Origin of the sequence: Pseudomonas gorinensis (assembly GCF_042015035.1) — a bacterium.
In the GTDB taxonomy this organism is placed as follows: Bacteria; Pseudomonadota; Gammaproteobacteria; order Pseudomonadales; family Pseudomonadaceae; genus Aquipseudomonas; species Aquipseudomonas gorinensis.
On record NZ_CP167125.1, the window covers coordinates 4,754,957 to 4,772,823 of the forward strand.

Sequence of the window (17,867 nt, forward strand, 5' to 3'; positions counted from 1 at the left end):
GTGGTCCCACCCAATCTCCGATTTGGCGCTGTCGCACAGCAAAGTGGAATCCCTGTGGAGAGCGGGCTTGTCTTAATGCCAGTCAGTTAAAGGCGAACACTGTAACTGTGGCAAGCGGGCTTACTGTGAGTCCGCTCGCCCCCGCTGAGTCGCCGCCCCTACCTTTTTTGACCGAGCAGGACTCAGAAATCGCGCTTGTAGAAGATATCCAGGGAACTGGCGACGCCGCTGGCCACTTCCAGGTACACCTTCTTGCTCAACAGGTAGCGCAAGGCGATGGTGTTGGCCGGTTCGAACACCCCCACGCCATAGCGCAGGCTGAGTTTCTCGGTGATCTTGCCGCTGGCGACCACGGCAGTGTTGTTGCCGCTGCCCTGGGTGTCGAGGTCGAAATCCTGGATGCCAAGTTTATTGGCAATATCCGAGGTCACCCCGGCACTGCCCATCAGGCCCAGGCCCAACGCTGCTTGCGCAAGCATATTGTTGTCTTCGCCGGTGGTGGTACGCGAACGTCCCAGCACCAGGTAGGACAGGGCGTCCTCCTGGGCCATTGCCGGCTCGGAGAAGATCTGCGTGGTCGGCTGTTCGGCACTGCCACTCAAGCGAATACCGGCGGTTACGGTCCTGGACGGCTCGGTGGTGACCCGTACCGCTTCAATATCGAGGAACGGTTGATCCAGGGGCCCGGCGAACAACAGGCGCGCGCGGCGCACCGTGAGCCGTTGCCCATAGGCGCGATAGCGACCATCGTTGAGCCACAGTTCGCCCCGGGTGTCGAGGTTGTCGCCGATATGCACATGCCCCTGAACCTTGGCGGTCAGGCCGAAGCCCGAGAAGTTGAGCTGCTCTTCACCCACCACGACATCGATGTCCATGGCCATCGCCATCGGCGGCTTGCCCTCCTCGGTCTGGCGGCCAACGATCACCGTGTCATCGGAGACCTTGACCGTCGAAGGCGGCAGTTCGCGCACGGTGATATCGCCACGAGGGATATGCACCTTGCCGGCAATCGCCAGCTTGTCGTTCTTCAAGCTGATCTTCAGGTCAGGCGCCACTTCCAACGCGGCGTAGGGCTCTACGGTGACCGGCAGTTGCGAGCCCTGCAGGCTGAGGTCCACCGCCAGCGCCTGACCCCAGTCGATCTGCCCCTTCAGGCTGCCCTGCCCGGCCTTGCCGCTGCGCCAGGCGCCGTTGAGTTGCACGCTTTCGCCGGCAATCAACGCCTGCACATTCAAGCCCTCGAGGCTGACGGGCAGCTCAGGCCCGGACACTTCACCACCCACCAGATTCACGTTGCCGTTGACCTGCGGCGCCAACAGTCCACCGGAGATCCGCCCGCTGCCGTTGAGCTTGCCGGTGAGTTTTTCCACCATCGGCACAAACGGGCGCGCCACTGCGAGGTCGAGGCCCGTAAGGCTGAAATTGCCGGTGATCGGTTTGTTTTTCGGCAACGGGTTGATCTGCGCCTGCAACAGCAACTCGCCGAGCTTGCCGCCCTGGAAGTTGAGCTGGGTGTCGATACGCTTGGGGTTGAGGGTGGTTTCCAGCTTCAAGGTGTCGTAGGGAAAATCCAGCCACTGGTCCTTATCCTTGACACGCAAGGTGCCGCCGCTGGCATCCACCGAGACCACGCCCTTGGGGCCACTGCCGGGCAGGTCGAGCTGAACGTCGGCGTTGAGCTTGCCTTGCCAGGCGAAATCTTTCGGCAAAAAGGCCGCCAGGCTGTCGATGGGGAATTGCTTGAGGTGGTAGCGCAGCTTCGGCTCGGGCATCAGGCGCTGGTCTTCACCGCACAGGCTGGCTGCACCGGACACCCAGCAGTGGGCCGCGAAGGTCAGTTTGCCGTCGGCCAGGCGTTCGATTTTCGCCGGGGCCTGCAGCTTCCAGTCCTGGCCACCGGCCTGCACCTCGCCGCTCGCGAGGCGCCCACGCCAGTTGCTGTTGTCGAGGTTGCCGTCGAGGGCCAGGGCCAGCTTGAGCAGCGGTCCCGCCAGGTCAAGTTGGACGCTCTGGCGCCGGATATCGCCTTGGGCGCTGGCGGTCAGGGTACCGACCTGGGTGTCGCCACTTTGAATGCCACTGCCCTTGAGGTCGATCTTTGCGCGCTGGGCGCTATCGAGGGTGGCGTCGAGGGTGAGGCTTTGCAGACGATTATCGACATAGGCCAATTGCTGGCCCTTGAGGTCGAGTTTGCCTTGTGGCGCCTTGAGGCTACCGGCCACATCGATTCGGCCATTGACCTGCCCACGTAGCTGCGGCCACAGCTGGGCCAGGCGACTCAGCCTGATATCGATCTGCCCGGCCAGGCGTTGTTGCAGGCTGCCGCTGCCGTTGATGCGGTTGTCGCCCAAGCGGATATCCAGGTTGGGCAAGGTCCATTGCTCGCCTGTGCCTTCGGCCTTGGCCGCCAGCACGGCGGGTTGGCCACGCAGGCGGCCCTTGAGGTCAAGGTCGGCGTTGAGCTTGAGTTGCTCGTTCTTGAATTCGCCTTTGCTGCGCAGCGGACCCGCCAGGGTGCCAGGCAATTCGCCGACCCAGTACGCCGGGTTCAGGGCCGAAAGGTCCAGTGCGGTGTCCCAGGCAATACCGTCGGCGAATTGCAGGTTCAGGTGGCCTTCGGCCTTGCCTTGGCCGGCGGTCAGTTTCAACTCGGGCAGGAACACTTGCTTGAGATCGCCGCTGAAGGGCGTGACCACATTGAACCGGCCCGCCGGGCCGTCGAGATCAGCCTTGAAGTTGCCGAGGTAGTTGCCGTCCTTATAGGAGATTTCACCGTTAAAGGTACGTAACGCGACCTGAGGCTCGTCGATCAGCGGATACAGGCGATGCCAGGGAAAATCCAGCCAAGCGATTTTCGCCTCGGCACTCAAACCTTCTTGCCAGTCCAGCTGTGCCGTGAGTTTCAGGCTTTGTTGCTCACCGGCGGTCAAATCCAGGCCGGAAATCTGCGCGCCCTTGGCGTCGACCGTGCCTTGCAACAATACATCCACCGGGCCTTTTTCCGCCGGCAGGATGGCTTTGCCCAGCAGTTGGTAACCACTGCTCAAGTCGCCCTTGGCGGTAAGGTCGAGTTGATTGAGTTGCAGGGTATCGGGCAAGTCCGCACTGGGTTTGAAGCCATCGGCGGTGATGTGCAACTGCGCTGGCAGGTTCTCCACCAGCGGTTGCAGTTCGCCACTGAGTTTGGCGGGCAGGTAGCCACTGCTGTCGGCATCGAGCTTGAGGGTCTTGAGCAGGTCGCCGTCGAGTCTGAGCGCAACCTTCCACGGCGCACCGCCTGGCGCATAAGGCAGGCTCAGGTTGCCGCTGGCAGTCAACGGCCAGTCGCCCGTGGGTTGCAGCAGGCCGGACAGGTCCAGCACCAGGTCGTCCCGTTGCAGGTGCACCGTATCGATCTGCATACCGGCGACGGTCCAATGCGCCGCCAGTTGCAGGCCCTTGAGTTGTTCGCTGCCGTTAAACAGCAGCCGGCCGACGCGAACGTCGCCCAACTGGATGGCGACGGGCAACGTCAGGTCCGGCAGCGTGATCGGGCCACTGCTCTGCTCGGTACTGGGCGGGAATTGCAGGCTGGCTTGATCCACCTCCAATCGATCGATGCACAAGGTCAGGCGCAGCAGGCAGGCAGGCGACCAATCAAACTTCGGTGCGTCGAGTTCGACACGGCTGCTGTCTTGCTGCCACAGCAGATGATCGGCGCTCCACTGGCCGCCCAGGCGCCCCTGGAAATTCTCCACGCTCAGCCCCGGCACGTGGCCCAAGGCCCAACGGCTGCCCGCCTGGGTCCCGAGCACCGTCCACAGCGCCAGCCCTATCAAGGCGAGAAAGGCAACGATGGCCAGCCCCGCTATTTTCAAACCTCGCATCACAACTCAGGCCCCATGGAAAAGTGCACACGAAACCCACCTGGCTCTTCCAAGGCATGGGCCAGGTCCAGGCGGATCGGTCCTACCGGCGAGACCCACCGTACGCCGACGCCGACGCCGGTTTTCAGGCTGGGGATTTCCAGGGTATTGAAGGCGTTGCCCTGGTCGACGAAGGTCGCGATTCGCCATTTCTCGGCGATGGAATATTGGTACTCGGCGCTCAGGGCCACCATGTAGCGACCACCGATGCGGTCGCCCTGGTCGTTTTCCGGCGACAGGGTCTGGTACTCATAGCCGCGCACGCTCTGGTCGCCACCGGCGAAGAAGCGCAAAGACGGCGGCACCGACTTGTAGCCATTGGTAGCGCTGCCACCGAACTGCGCCCGTGCCAGGAAGCGATGATTGTCCCACAGGGTGGTCAGGCCCTTGACCGTGGCCGTGCCGTAAAGCAGGTTGGTATCGGAACCGAGCCCTTCCTTGGCGACCTTGGCATCGAACATCAGGCGGTAGCCATGGTGCGGGTCGATGCGGTTATCGCTGCGCAGGTAGGAATAGCTGATCCCCGGCATCACCAGGTTGCTCAGGCCCGAGTCATCGCCCAGGCGATATTCTTCGCGTTGCCATTTGAGGGAGATCACCCGGGTCCAGCCGCTGGGCAACTTGCTGTGCCATTCAGGGCCAAGGGTGAGCAGCTTGCTCAGGGTGTCTGTGTTGGCCAGTTCTTCATTCTGGTAGCCGCCGGCAAACCGCAGTTTGTCGGTGAGCGGCGGGTCGAGCGGAATGTCGTACCACAGCCCGACGTTCTGGCGCGGCGCCGACAGTTCGGCTTCCCAGCCGTAGCTGTGGCCCTGGGGGTTGACCCAGTGGCGGGTCCAGTTGGCTTTGCCCCGTGGACCGACGTCGGTGGAATACCCCAGGCCAAGGCCCATGGTGCGCGGCTTGCGGGTTTCCAGTCGCACGGCGACCGGGATCACATCATTGGCCGAGGCCGCCGGGGCGGCGTCCACGCGCACGCCTTCAAAAAAGCCACTGGATTGCAGGGCCTGGTTGAGTTCGGCGATCAGTTCGGAGTCGTAGGGCGTGCCATTTTTAAACGGCACCATGCGTTGCAGCAGCTCTTCATCAAACGGCGTGTCACCGGCAAAGCTGACCTTGCCCAAGGTGTAGCGTGGGCCGCTGTCATAGATCAGTTCGATATCGGCGACGCCCGCCTGGGGGTCCACCGAGAGTGTCTGGCGCGTGAAGCGCCCGCTGAAAAAACCGTAGCGCGAGGCCTGGTTCTGGATCAGACGCTTGGCGTCTTCGTAGTGGCCGTGGTTGAGCACGGCGCCGGATTTTAGGTCGTCGCTGACGGGTACGCGGAACGCCTTGAGGTTCGCGGCCTCGCCGTCGACCCGAATGGTCACGTTGCGCAAATGCACCGGTTCGCCGGGGTCGATGGTGAGGATCAGGCGCGGAGTCTTGCCGCCCTTCACATCGCTTGCGATCCGTGGCTGATAGAACCCCAGCGCCTGGGCGGCTTTGCGCGCCTGTTCCTCGGCGCCACGGCTGAACCGTTGCAAGGCCTCTTCATCACGATCGCCCACCCCGCCGATATAACCTTCGATATTGGCCTTCAGCGCATCGTTCGTTGGCTTGATCCGTACGTCCAATTCGCTTTGCGCGAACGCGCCGCAGCTTGTGAACAGCAGAACCAAGCCGCTGGTAAATCTTCCTGGAAACTTCATAGGCGCGGATGCTACACGACCTCGGGAGCAACTTAGAACACAGATGATTCTGAAAAATTCTGCGTTAAGCCGTTGAAGCCTGTAACGCCTGGGGATTGGGGTGAAAAAACACATGTTCCAGGACAGGTCCTACAGCAACCTCGCCGATTTCCTCATAGCCCTGACGCTGGTAGAAATCCAGATAGCGTGGATTCCCCGTGTCCACCACCACACCGGACGAATGCGGGTCCTCGGCACACCAGTTGTGCACCGCCGTCAGCAACTGTTCGCCGTAATGCTTGCCCTGGAACTGTGGGTGAATACCCAGCAGCGGCAACACATGCACCGATTCGGCGGGCAGGCATGCCAGCACCGCATGATGGTAATCGAGGTAGCGCCGCGTGCCACGCACACCCGTGCTCAGCCACATGCGCAGTTGCCAGGCCCAGCTTTCGGTGATCCCCAGGCGCCGTTGCGGCGGCGCGATCAAGGCGATGCCGATCAGCCGGTCATTGACGAACAGGCCAATGGCGGGAAGTTTCTGAAAGAAATGCTGCTTGACCAGTTCGCGCACGGTGGCGCGCACCCGCTGTTCATAGCCTGGGCGCTCGGCTTCGAAGATGTAGGCAAAGGTCGGCTCATGGCGATAAGCCTGATACAGCAGGGAGCGGGCCTCGGGGGAATAGTCGCTGTTGAGCAAGCGAACTTCGGCAAGGGTGGTTAAAGAGTCAGGCATACGGTGAGTCTCCCTGGGCGCCATTCAAAAGATGGCGTTCTTATGAGTACGAACTTACGCGGCACCAGTCGTTCCCAGACATTAGCAGTGCATCTGTCCTACCGCCACGCTGGCCCCCGTCCGACTTGTCCGCTAGCATCGCCCTTTTGCCAGACTGGACTGCCGACCATGAAAATCGTCTCCTTCAATATCAACGGGCTGCGGGCTCGCCCCCATCAGCTGGCGGCGCTGATTGAAAAGCATCAACCCGACGTGATTGGCCTGCAGGAAACCAAGGTGCATGACGACCAGTTCCCCTTGGCCGAAGTACAGGCACTGGGCTATCACGTGTATTACCACGGCCAGAAAGGCCACTACGGCGTGGCCCTGCTGTCGCGCAAAGAAGCCTTGAGCGTGCACAAAGGCTTTGCCAGCGATGAAGAAGATGCCCAGCGCCGCTTTATCTGGGGCACCTTCGCCGATGAAAATGGCCATCCGGTGACCATCATGAACGGCTACTTCCCTCAGGGCGAAAGCCGCGACCACCCGACCAAGTTCCCGGCCAAGCAGCGCTTCTACGAAGACCTGCAACAGCTGCTGGAAAGCCAGTTCAGCAATGACCAGGCACTGGTGGTGATGGGCGACGTGAATATTTCCCCGGAAGACTGCGATATCGGCATCGGCGCCGACAACGCCAAGCGCTGGCTGAAAACCGGCAAGTGCAGCTTCCTGCCGGAAGAGCGCGAGTGGATGGCCCGCCTGAAGAACTGGGGCCTGGTGGACAGCTTCCGTCACCTCAACCCCGATGTGACCGACCGTTTCAGCTGGTTCGACTACCGCAGCCGTGGGTTCGAGGATGAGCCCAAGCGTGGGCTGCGGATTGACGTGATCATGGCCTCCAATGGCTTGCTGCCGCGCGTCAAGGATGCCGGTGTGGATTACGATCTGCGTGGCCTGGAGAAGCCGTCTGACCATGCGCCGATCTGGTTGGAACTGAGCTGATTCCCTGGCCGGACTCGGTCAAATGGGGGAGGTCCCGATGAATCTCCGATTTAGCGCGGTCGCACGACAAACTTGAACCCCTGTGGCGAGCGGGCTTGTCGAATCGTCGCACCGCCCCTCCCACCGTTTGATTGGCGGCATGCCAGTCATATTTATGCAACCTGACTGACTTAATCTCGCGGCACTCCCTTTGGCTTGAGAAGGTGCCGGCATGATGCTGCGCGTTCTGTTCCTGTTGTGTAGCGCGTTTTCCCTCTCGGCTGTTGCTGCCCCTCTACCCGTTCCCGACCAAGGCCCTGCCCTGCGCATCCAGGGCTCGAACACTATTGGCGCAGCGCTGGGGCCGGCACTGGTCAAGGGCTTGATGGAGCAGCAGGGGCTGCAAGGCGTACACAGCGAACCCGCCGAAGGCGCCAATGAACAACGGGTCGTCGGCAAGACGCGCCAGGGCAAGGTCGTGACCATAGAGGTCGCGGCCCATGGTTCCAGCACCGGGTTTGTCGCGCTGAAAAAATCCAGCGCCGACCTGGCAGCTTCATCCCGCCCGATCAAGGACAGTGAACTGGTGGAGCTCGAACCCCTGGGTGACCTGAAAAGCCCTGAGGCCGAGCAGGTCATCGCCATCGACGGCCTGGCGATCATCCTCAATCCGCGCAACCCGCTGGACACCCTGAACACCGAGCAACTGGCGCAGATCTTCAATGGCGAAATCAGTACCTGGGAGGCCCTGGGCGGTGTCGGCGGGACGATCAATCTGTACGCGCGCGATGACCAGTCCGGTACCTATGACACCTTCAAGGAACTGGTGCTGAGCCGGCGCGGCAAACCCCTGGCGGCGTCCGCCAAGCGTTTCGAGTCCAGCGAGCAACTGTCCGACGCGGTGAGCCGTGACCCCCATGGCATCGGCTTTATCGGCCTGCCCTATGTGCGTCAGGCCAAGGCGGTGGCGATTGTCGATGGTGACTCGCAACCCATGTTGCCCTTGAACAGCCTGATCGCCACGGAGGATTACCCTCTCTCCCGACGACTGTTCTTTTACCTGCCACCGTCCACACGTAATCCATGGGCCAAGGCGCTGGTGGACTTTACCCAGAGCAGCAAAGGCCAGGCGATTGTCGCGGCCAACGGATTTATCGCACAGCAGGTGCAGGCGATTGGGGTAGAGCCGCGAGCGTCGATGCCCGAGGACTATCAGGCGATCGCCCGCGACGCCCAGCGCCTGACGGTGAATTTTCGTTTCGAGGAAGGCAGCGCCAGCCTGGATAACAAGGCGCGTCAAGATCTGCAACGCGTGGTGGCCTATATCAAAAGCCACGACAAGCTCGACAAGCAGGTGACGCTGGTAGGGTTTGGCGATGCCAAGAGTGACCCGCAGCGCGCGGCGCTGCTGTCGAAATTGCGGGCGATGGCGGTGCGCCGTGAATTGGTCAAGAGCGGCGTGGTGCTGAGGGATATTCGCGGGTTCGGCGCGCAAATGCCGGTGGCGGCGAATACCGCGGATGAAGGGCGGATCAAGAATCGGCGGGTGGAGGTTTGGGTGTACTGAGGGCTGTGGGATCTTCAGGGCCTGATCCGGCCTCATCGGGGGCAAGCCCCCTCCCACACTTTGAATGTATTCCCAAATCAAAATGTGGGAGGGGGCTTGCCCCCGATTGCAGGCGACGCGGTGTTACTGCCCGCTGCGCATCATCTCCCGTGGCACATACTTGCCGATCTCGAACTTGCCGATCGCCGCGCGGTGCACTTCGTCCGGGCCGTCGGCCAGGCGCAGGGTACGTTGCATGGCGTACATGTAGGCCAGCGGAAAGTCGTTGGAAACCCCGGCGCCACCATGAATCTGGATCGCGCGGTCGATCACTTTCAACGCCACATTCGGCGCCACGACCTTGATCTGGGCGATTTCGCTTTTCGCCACTTTGTTGCCCACGGTGTCCATCATGTACGCCGCTTTCAAGGTCAGCAGGCGCGCCATGTCAATTTCCATGCGCGAGTCGGCGATCTTGTCGATATTGCCGCCCAGGCGTGCCAATGGCTTGCCGAATGCGGTGCGGCTGACGGCGCGCTTGCACATCAATTCCAGTGCGCGCTCGGCCATGCCGATGGAGCGCATGCAGTGGTGGATGCGGCCCGGGCCAAGGCGACCCTGGGCGATTTCAAAGCCACGGCCTTCGCCGAGCAGCACGTTTTCATACGGCACGCGCACATTGTCGAACAGCACTTCGGCGTGGCCATGGGGCGCGTCGTCGTAACCGAACACCGGCAGCGGGCGCACTATCTTCACCCCCGGGGCGTCCACCGGCACCAGGATCATCGAGTGTTGCTGGTGACGCGGTGCATCAGGATTGCTCAGGCCCATGAAGATCAGGATCTTGCAGCGCGGGTCGCAGGCGCCGGAGGTCCACCACTTCTTGCCGTTGATCACCCACTCGTCGCCCTGGCGTTCGGCGCGGGCAGCCATGTTGGTGGCATCCGAGGAGGCCACATCGGGCTCGGTCATGGCGAAGGCCGAGCGGATTTCGCCGCGCAGCAGCGGTTGGAGCCAGCGTTGTTTCTGCTCTTCGTTGGCGTAGCGCACCAGCACTTCCATGTTGCCGGTGTCGGGGGCCGAGCAGTTGAACGGCTCCGGGCCCAGCAGCGAGCGGCCCATGATCTCGGCCAGTGGCGCGTATTCAAGGTTGGTCAGGCCGGCGCCCAGCTCGGATTCAGGCAGGAACAGGTTCCACAGGCCCTCGGCTTTGGCTTTCGCCTTCAGCTCTTCCATGATCGCGGTGGGCTGCCAGCGGTCGCCTTCGCTGACTTGGCGTTCGAACACCGGCTCGGCCGGGTAAACGTAAGCGTCCATGAACGCTGTAACGCGTTCACGCAGTTCCTGAACCTTGGGCGAATAGGCGAAATCCATGAGCAGCTCCCTTCTTGGAGAGGTTGTTTAGGTCATGCATTCGATGCTAGAACAGGGTTGATAATTTACCTAGCCTATTCTCGGCGTGTATTAACATTCATCACCGATATATGATCGACGTATGGCCACCTAACAATAAGAGCGCAACGAAATGAATCTGAGCAAGGTCGACCTCAACCTCTTCATCGTCTTTGACGCGATCTACACCGAAGCCAACCTGACCCGCGCCGGGCAGATTGTCGGCATTACCCAACCAGCGGTATCCAACGCTCTGGCCCGCTTGCGCGAGACCTTCAACGACCCGCTGTTCGTGCGCACCGCCCAAGGCATGGTGCCCACGCCGATGGCGCAGAACATCATCGGTCCGGTGCGCAATGCGTTGTCGTTGCTGCGGGTGTCGGTGCAGGAAAGCCGGATTTTCAACCCTCAGCAGGCGGCCAAGACCTATCGCATCAGCATGACCGACCTCACCGAGGCGGTGATCCTGCCGTTGCTGTTCCAGCGTCTGCGCCGCCTGGCACCGACGGTGGTGATCGAGAGTTTCCTGTCCAAGCGCCGCGAAACCACCAAGGAACTGGCCGCCGGGCGCCTGGATTTTGCCGTGGACGCGCCGCTCAACACCGACCCGCAGGTGCGCCACGTCAAGCTGATGGAAGACCGCTACGTCTGTGCCATGCGCAAGGGCCATCCCATGGCGGGCAAGGACAAATTCACCTTGGATGACTACCTGTCGCTGACCCATATCCATATCTCCAGCCGCCGCAATGGCCTGGGCCATGTCGACCTGGCCCTGGGCAAGATGGGCATCCAGCGCAAGATTGCCCTGCGCTCCCAGCATTACCTGATGGCCTCCCAAGTGTTGCAGCAGACCGACATGGTGATGACCGTGCCCGAACGCTTCGCCCGCCGTCATGACCTGCACTGGTTCAACCTGCCGGTCAATGACGTGCCGCCGGTGGAAACCCACCTGTACTGGCACGAAAGCACCGACCAGGACCCGGCCAACCGCTGGATGCGTGAGCAAATGATCGAGTTGTGCCAGCAAGTCACGGCTCACGAAAAGAAGCTGGATAAACAGCAGGCCTGAGGGTGAAAAGCCTCCCCTGTGGGAGGGGGCTTGCCCCCGATGGGCTGCGCAGCGGCCCTTGACGTTCACGTCAACCTGCCATTAGCTTAACGCCAAGACCTTCTTGAGCGCCCCCATGAGCACGACCTACAGCATCTCCGACCTCGCCCGCGAGCTCGACATCACCACCCGCGCCATTCGCTTCTATGAAGAACAAGGCCTGCTGGCCCCGGAACGCCGAGGCCAGGAACGCATCTACTCGGCGCGGGACAAGGTCAGCCTGAAGCTGATCCTGCGTGGCAAGCGCATCGGTTTTTCCCTGGCCGAGTGCCGTGAATTGATCGAACTCTACGACCCCGCCAGCGGCAACCATATCCAGCTCAACAGCATGCTGGCGAAGATCGCCGAACGCCGTGAACAGTTGGAGCAACAGTTGCTGGATATCGAACAAATGAAGCTGGAACTGGACACCGCCGAAGAGCGCTGCACCCAGGCCCTGGCCGAGACCATCCAAGGCCAGGCTGGCCATTGAACAGAAGGTAGTTGCCATGTCCCTCCCCTCCCACGTGCGCCTGGTCGAAGTCGGCCCGCGCGACGGTTTGCAGAACGAAGCCCAACCCATCAGCGTGGCCGACAAGGTGCAGTTGGTGGATGCCCTGAGTGCCGCCGGCCTGGGCTATATCGAGGTGGGCAGTTTCGTCTCGCCCAAATGGGTGCCACAGATGGCCGGTTCCGCTGAGGTGTTTGCGCAGATCCAGCGCAAGCCCGGTGTCACCTATGGCGCGTTGGCACCGAACCTGCGCGGGTTTGAAGACGCGCTGGCGGCCGGCGTGAAGGAAGTCGCAGTGTTTGCGGCAGCCTCCGAGGCGTTTTCCCAGCGCAATATCAACTGTTCCATCAGCGAAAGCCTGGAGCGTTTTGCGCCGATCATGGCGGCGGCCAAGCAGCACGGCATCAGTGTGCGTGGCTATGTGTCCTGTGTGCTGGGTTGCCCGTACGAAGGCGCGGTCGCCCCGGAGCAAGTGGCGGCAGTGGCTCGTGAGCTGTATGCCATGGGCTGCTATGAAGTGTCCCTGGGCGACACCATCGGCACCGGCACGGCCGGCGCCACGCGGCGGCTGTTCGAGGTGGTGGGTGCGCAGGTACCGCGGGACAAGTTGGCGGGGCACTTCCACGACACGTATGGGCAGGCGATCGCCAATGTCTACGCCAGCCTGTTGGAAGGGATCAATGTGTTCGACAGCTCTATCGCGGGCCTCGGCGGCTGCCCCTACGCCAAGGGCGCCAGCGGTAACGTCGCCACCGAGGACGTGGTGTACCTGCTCGATGGGCTGGGGATCCACACGGGCATCGACCTGGAGCAACTGATCCGGGCCGGCCAACAGATCTGCACAGTGCTGGGCCGCCCCACCGGTTCGCGTGTGGCCAAGGTGCGTAGCACACAGTGAGTAACCGATCCGTGACGATGTGTTACCGCACCGCTACACATCGAGTAACACGGGAACATATTTTGTGGCATTCGCCGTAGGCCAAATCGCACACAAAAATTAACTCATTGATTCTAAAAGACTTTATAAAGTTGGCACGGGTTCTGCTATCTCTATGGCATAACAAGAATAAAAAGCGCCAAACCTAATAAAAATAAGACGTAACGACTCTGACATAACAAAAACAACACGGCAGAGACGCAGCTAACAGATTTTTTTGGAGAAGATGTGCTTCGCAGGGTACGGCATGCCGAAACCCGCAACCGGATAGAGAAAAATAAAACTACCTCAGGTAGCTGCCACTGGTTGGATCGCTTGCGAAGAAGCAGATCAGCGCTCAAAAAAATACGTTTGCTCTTGACCCCGGATGGGGGTCGCCAAAAACAGCGGTAAAGGGTCACGGTTACCAAAAACAACAACAGACCGCCCCTCAATAATAAAAAAAGAGCAGGCAACGACAAATTAAAGGGGACCCTAGGGTCCCCTTTGTGCTGTGTGCACGCCTCCTCAGGCAGCGGCGCTTTCCCTCAGTCGTTGCGCGACGCCAACTCCTCGATACTGATCTCGCGCATGCGGAATTTCTGGACCTTGCCCGTGACGGTCATCGGAAATTCGTCCACGAACTTGAAATGCTTGGGCGTCTTGAAGTGCGCGATGCGCCCCTTGCACCAGGTGTGCAACTCCAGCGCGCTGACCACGTGCCCAGGGTGAAACTTGACCCAGGCCACAATCTCTTCGCCATAACGCTCATCCGGAACACCAATAACCTGCACGTCGGCCACCGCCGGATGGGTAAAGAAAAACTCTTCCAGCTCCCGCGGGTACACGTTCTCGCCACCGCGAATGATCATGTCTTTGTTGCGCCCGGCGATGCATACGTAGCCGTGCGCGTCCATGGTCGCCAGGTCGCCGGTGTGCATCCAGCCCGCGTCGTCGATGGCCTCGCGGGTACCTTCCGGGTTGTTCCAGTAGCCGAGCATCACGCTGTAGCCACGGGTACACAGCTCGCCCGTCTCGCCGCGCGCCACGGTGTTACCGTCGATGTCGATGATCTTGTGTTCGAGGTGTGGCTGGGTACGCCCCACCGTGGTGACCCGACGCTCCAGGTCATCATCGGCGCCGGTCTGCAACGACACCGGGCTGGTTTCGGTCATGCCGTAGGCAATCTGCACCTCGCCCATATGCAATTCGCCGATGACCCGGCGCATCACTTCAATGGGGCACGTGGCGCCGGCCATGATGCCGGTACGCAGGGACGACAGCTCCAACTCGCCCCGGCGCGGATGATCGAGCATGGCGATAAACATGGTGGGCACGCCGTACAGGCCAGTGGCGCGCTCTTCGGCGACGGCGGTGAGCGTCAGCAGCGGATCGAAGCCGTCATTGGGGTAGATCATGGTGGTGCCATGGGTGATACAGCCCAGGTTGCCCATCACCATGCCAAAGCAGTGGTACAGCGGCACCGGGATCACCAGGCGATCCTGCGCGGTGAGGCCCAGGCTTTCGCCGACCATGTAGCCGTTGTTGAGGATGTTGTGGTGACTGAGGGTGGCTCCCTTGGGGAAGCCGGTAGTGCCGGAGGTGTACTGGATATTGACGGCTTGATCAAAGCTCAGGCTGGCTTGACGGCTGCGCACCTGTTCCGGCGCGACTCCCGCCCCGAGTGCCGCCAACTGCGACCAGGGCAGGAAACCCGGGGGCGGGCTGGGGTCAAGGCTGATGACGCCACGCAGGTCGGGCTTCAGCGCCTGCACCATGGCATGGTAATCGGACGTCTTGAATGACCCGGCGCACACCAGCCACTGGCAACCGGATTGCTTGAGCACGTATTCCAACTCACTGCTGCGATAGGCCGGGTTGATATTGACCAGGATCACCCCGAGCTTGGCGCTGGCGATTTGGCTGATACACCATTCGGCGCAATTGGGCGCCCAGATGCCCAGGCGGTCGCCGGTTTGCATGCCCAGGGCCAGGAACGCGCGGGCGTGCAGGTCAACGGTCTCGGCCAGTTGCCGCCAGGTGTAGCGGCGCTGTTGGTGGCGCACCACCAGGGCTTCGCCATCGGGATGCTGCGCAACGGTGCGATCGAAGGCCTGACCGATGGTCATGGCCAGCAGCGTCTTGTCCTGGGAGCCACGGCTGTAGCTCGGATTCGGTTGATCCATAACGACCCCTGTTGTCTTTTTTGTAGGTTGACGTAAACGTAAACTACGATTGACAGCACCGCAACGCAAGCTTACGTTAACGTAAAGGTGATCGCCCTCCCCCGGCGCCCCACCCACATAACAACAAAGTTCAACTTAAGGTGCCCGTCCATGAGTTATCCCTCCCTGAACTTCGCCCTCGGTGAAACCATCGACATGTTGCGCGACCAGGTGCAGTCCTTCGTGGCCAAGGAGATCGCCCCTCGCGCGGCACAGATCGACATCGACAACCTGTTTCCCGCCGACCTGTGGCGCAAGTTTGGCGACATGGGCCTGCTGGGCATCACGGTGCCGGAAGCGTACGGCGGTGCCGGCCTGGGTTACCTGGCCCACGTGGTGGCCATGGAAGAAATCAGCCGCGGTTCGGCGTCGGTGGCGCTGTCCTACGGCGCCCACTCCAACCTCTGCGTCAATCAGATCAACCGCAACGGCAACCATGAGCAGAAGCTCAAGTACCTGCCTCAACTGATCAGCGGCGAACATGTGGGCGCCCTGGCCATGAGCGAGCCGAATGCCGGCTCCGATGTGGTCTCGATGAAGCTGCGCGCCGACAAGCGTGGCGACCGCTACGTGCTCAACGGCAGCAAGACCTGGATCACCAACGGCCCTGACGCCAACACCTATGTGATCTACGCCAAGACCGACCTGGAAAAGGGCCCCCACGGCATCACCGCCTTCATCGTCGAGCGTGACTGGAAAGGCTTCAGCCGCAGCAACAAGTTCGACAAACTGGGCATGCGCGGCTCCAACACCTGCGAGCTGTTTTTCGATGATGTGGAAGTCCCCGAAGACAATATCCTCGGTGCCCTCAACGGCGGTGTGAAAGTGCTGATGAGCGGCCTGGACTACGAACGCGTGGTGCTCTCCGGTGGCCCGACCGGGATCATGCAGGCGTGCATGGACCTGATCGTGCCCTACATCCACGACCGCAAGCAGTTCGGCCAGAGCATCGGCGAATTCCAGCTGATCCAGGGCAAGGTCGCCGACATGTACACCCAACTCAATGCCAGCCGCGCCTACCTCTACGCAGTGGCGCAAGCCTGCGAGCGTGGCGAAACCACGCGCAAGGATGCGGCCGGGGTGATCCTCTACAGCGCCGAACGCGCGACGCAGATGGCCCTCGATGCCATCCAGATCCTCGGCGGCAACGGCTATATCAACGAATTCCCTGCCGGACGCCTGCTGCGTGACGCCAAGCTGTATGAAATCGGGGCCGGCACCAGTGAGATTCGGCGGATGCTGATCGGTCGCGAACTCTTCAACGAAACCCGCTGAAGGAACACGTCATGGCCACCTTGCACACCCAGCTCAACCCGCGCTCGGCGGAGTTCATCGCCAATGACGCAGCGATGCGCCAACAGGTCGACGCCCTGCACACCCTGCTCGCCCACGTGCAGCAGGGTGGCGGCGCCAAGGCCCAGGAGCGCCACACTTCACGCGGCAAACTGTTGCCGCGCGAGCGCATCAACCGCTTGCTCGACCCAGGCTCACCGTTCCTTGAACTCAGCCAACTGGCCGCCCACCAGGTGTATGGCGAAGACGTGCCTGCCGCCGGCGTGATTGCCGGGATAGGCCGGGTCGAAGGGGTTGAATGCATGATCGTCGCCAACGATGCCACGGTGAAGGGCGGCTCCTACTACCCGCTGACCGTGAAGAAACACCTGCGCGCCCAAACCATCGCCGAGCAGAATCGCCTGCCGTGCATCTACCTGGTGGACTCAGGTGGCGCCAACCTGCCGCGCCAGGATGAAGTGTTTCCCGACCGTGAGCACTTCGGGCGGATCTTCTTCAACCAGGCGAACATGAGTGCCCAGGGCATCCCGCAGATCGCCGTGGTGATGGGTTCGTGCACCGCCGGCGGCGCCTACGTGCCGGCGATGGCCGACGAAGCGATCATGGTGCGCCAGCAGGCCACCATCTTCCTCGCCGGCCCGCCGCTGGTGAAGGCGGCGACCGGTGAAGTGGTCAGCGCTGAAGACCTCGGCGGTGCCGATGTGCACTGCAAGATTTCTGGCGTAGCCGACCACTATGCCGACAGCGACGAGCACGCCCTGGCCCTGGCCCGCCGCAGCGTCGCCCACCTCAATTGGCACAAGCAGGGCCAGTTGCTGCAACGCACGCCGGTGGCGCCGTTGTATAGCAGCGAGGAGCTCTATGGCGTGATCCCGGCCGATGCCAAGCAACCGTTCGATGTGCGCGAAGTGATCGCACGGCTGGTGGACGGCTCGGTGTTCGATGAATTCAAGGCCCTGTTCGGCACCACCCTGGTGTGCGGTTTTGCCCACTTGCACGGCTATCCGATTGCGATCCTGGCCAACAACGGGATTTTGTTTGCGGAAGCCGCGCAAAAAGGCGCGCACTTTATCGAGCTGGCCTGCCAGCGCGGGATTCCGCTGCTGTTCTTGCAGAACATCACCGGCTTTATGGTCGGCCAGAAATACGAGGCCGGCGGTATCGCCAAGCATGGCGCCAAGCTGGTCACCGCCGTGGCCTGCGCCAAGGTGCCGAAATTCACGGTGATCATCGGCGGCAGCTTTGGTGCCGGTAACTATGGGATGTGCGGCCGCGCCTACGACCCGCGCTTTTTATGGATGTGGCCGAACGCGCGCATCGGTGTGATGGGTGCCGAGCAGGCCGCAGGGGTGCTGGTGCAGGTCAAGCGTGAACAGGCCGAACGTGCAGGGGTTGCGTTCAGTGCCGAGGAAGAAGCGGCGATCAAGCAGCCGATCCTCGACCAGTATGAAACCCAGGGCCATCCCTACTACTCCAGCGCGCGCTTGTGGGACGACGGCGTCATCGACCCGATGCAGACCCGCGACGTGCTGGCCCTGGCGCTGTCTGCCGCGCTGAATGCCCCCATCGAGCCGAGCCGCTTCGGCGTGTTCCGCATGTAACCTGTAGGAGCGAGCTTGCTCGCGAAGG

General features: G+C 61.7%; 12 protein-coding genes. 7 read left to right on the forward strand and 5 right to left on the reverse strand.

Annotation, left to right across the window (positions count from 1 at the left end; genetic code table 11):
- Positions 1-182 precede the first annotated feature (182 nt).
- The 3 genes from AB7933_RS21515 to AB7933_RS21525 form a co-directional block, all read right to left on the reverse strand.
- Positions 183-3,866, reverse strand: a complete 3,684-nt coding sequence (locus AB7933_RS21515) for a translocation/assembly module TamB domain-containing protein (RefSeq protein ID WP_024076232.1) — start codon at positions 3,864-3,866, stop codon at positions 183-185.
- On the reverse strand, positions 3,866-5,593 hold the full coding sequence (locus AB7933_RS21520; RefSeq protein WP_024076233.1) for an autotransporter assembly complex protein TamA: 1,728 nt from the start codon (positions 5,591-5,593) through the stop codon (positions 3,866-3,868). The genes AB7933_RS21515 and AB7933_RS21520 overlap by 1 nt, the downstream gene beginning before the upstream one ends.
- Positions 5,594-5,657: 64 nt before the next feature.
- Complete coding sequence (locus AB7933_RS21525) at positions 5,658-6,308, reverse strand: GNAT family N-acetyltransferase (protein ID WP_024076234.1); 651 nt, start codon at positions 6,306-6,308, stop codon at positions 5,658-5,660.
- A gap of 168 nt (positions 6,309-6,476) precedes the next feature.
- On the opposite strand from AB7933_RS21525, the gene xthA reads away from it, so the two are divergent.
- Both xthA and AB7933_RS21535 read left to right on the forward strand, forming a co-directional pair.
- Positions 6,477-7,289, forward strand: coding sequence for an exodeoxyribonuclease III (gene xthA / locus AB7933_RS21530; protein WP_024076235.1), 813 nt, complete (start codon positions 6,477-6,479; stop codon positions 7,287-7,289).
- A 211-nt stretch (positions 7,290-7,500) separates the two neighbouring features.
- A complete protein-coding gene (locus AB7933_RS21535; RefSeq protein WP_024076236.1) occupies positions 7,501-8,835 on the forward strand; it encodes a substrate-binding domain-containing protein in 1,335 nt (444 codons plus the stop codon).
- Positions 8,836-8,958: 123 nt separating this feature from the next.
- On the opposite strand, the gene AB7933_RS21540 is transcribed toward AB7933_RS21535, so the two are convergent.
- Positions 8,959-10,188, reverse strand: coding sequence for an acyl-CoA dehydrogenase (locus AB7933_RS21540; protein ID WP_024076237.1), 1,230 nt, complete (start codon positions 10,186-10,188; stop codon positions 8,959-8,961).
- A gap of 151 nt (positions 10,189-10,339) precedes the next feature.
- Between AB7933_RS21540 and AB7933_RS21545 the strand changes: the two genes are divergently transcribed.
- From AB7933_RS21545 to AB7933_RS21555, 3 genes are all read left to right on the forward strand, one after another.
- Positions 10,340-11,275: a LysR family transcriptional regulator gene (locus AB7933_RS21545; RefSeq protein ID WP_024076238.1), complete on the forward strand. Its 936-nt coding sequence runs from the start codon at positions 10,340-10,342 to the stop codon at positions 11,273-11,275.
- A 115-nt stretch (positions 11,276-11,390) separates the two neighbouring features.
- The gene (locus tag AB7933_RS21550) at positions 11,391-11,786 is read left to right on the forward strand and encodes a MerR family transcriptional regulator (RefSeq protein WP_024076239.1); all 396 of its coding nucleotides are present in this window, start codon (positions 11,391-11,393) and stop codon (positions 11,784-11,786) included.
- Between the two features lie 16 nt (positions 11,787-11,802).
- Positions 11,803-12,702 carry a hydroxymethylglutaryl-CoA lyase gene (locus AB7933_RS21555; protein ID WP_024076240.1) on the forward strand — a complete coding sequence of 300 codons (900 nt, stop codon included), beginning with the start codon at positions 11,803-11,805 and terminating at the stop codon, positions 12,700-12,702.
- Between the two features lie 566 nt (positions 12,703-13,268).
- Here the strand turns inward: AB7933_RS21555 and AB7933_RS21560 are convergent.
- Entirely contained in the window at positions 13,269-14,906 is a 1,638-nt protein-coding gene (locus AB7933_RS21560; protein ID WP_024076241.1) for an AMP-binding protein, read from the reverse strand.
- 150 nt (positions 14,907-15,056) lie between these two features.
- Between AB7933_RS21560 and AB7933_RS21565 the strand changes: the two genes are divergently transcribed.
- Together AB7933_RS21565 and AB7933_RS21570 are read left to right on the forward strand one after the other, a co-directional pair.
- On the forward strand, positions 15,057-16,220 hold the full coding sequence (locus AB7933_RS21565; protein WP_024076242.1) for an isovaleryl-CoA dehydrogenase: 1,164 nt from the start codon (positions 15,057-15,059) through the stop codon (positions 16,218-16,220).
- A gap of 11 nt (positions 16,221-16,231) precedes the next feature.
- Positions 16,232-17,839 carry a carboxyl transferase domain-containing protein gene (locus AB7933_RS21570; protein WP_024076243.1) on the forward strand — a complete coding sequence of 536 codons (1,608 nt, stop codon included), beginning with the start codon at positions 16,232-16,234 and terminating at the stop codon, positions 17,837-17,839.
- The last annotated feature ends 28 nt before the right edge of the window (positions 17,840-17,867 follow it).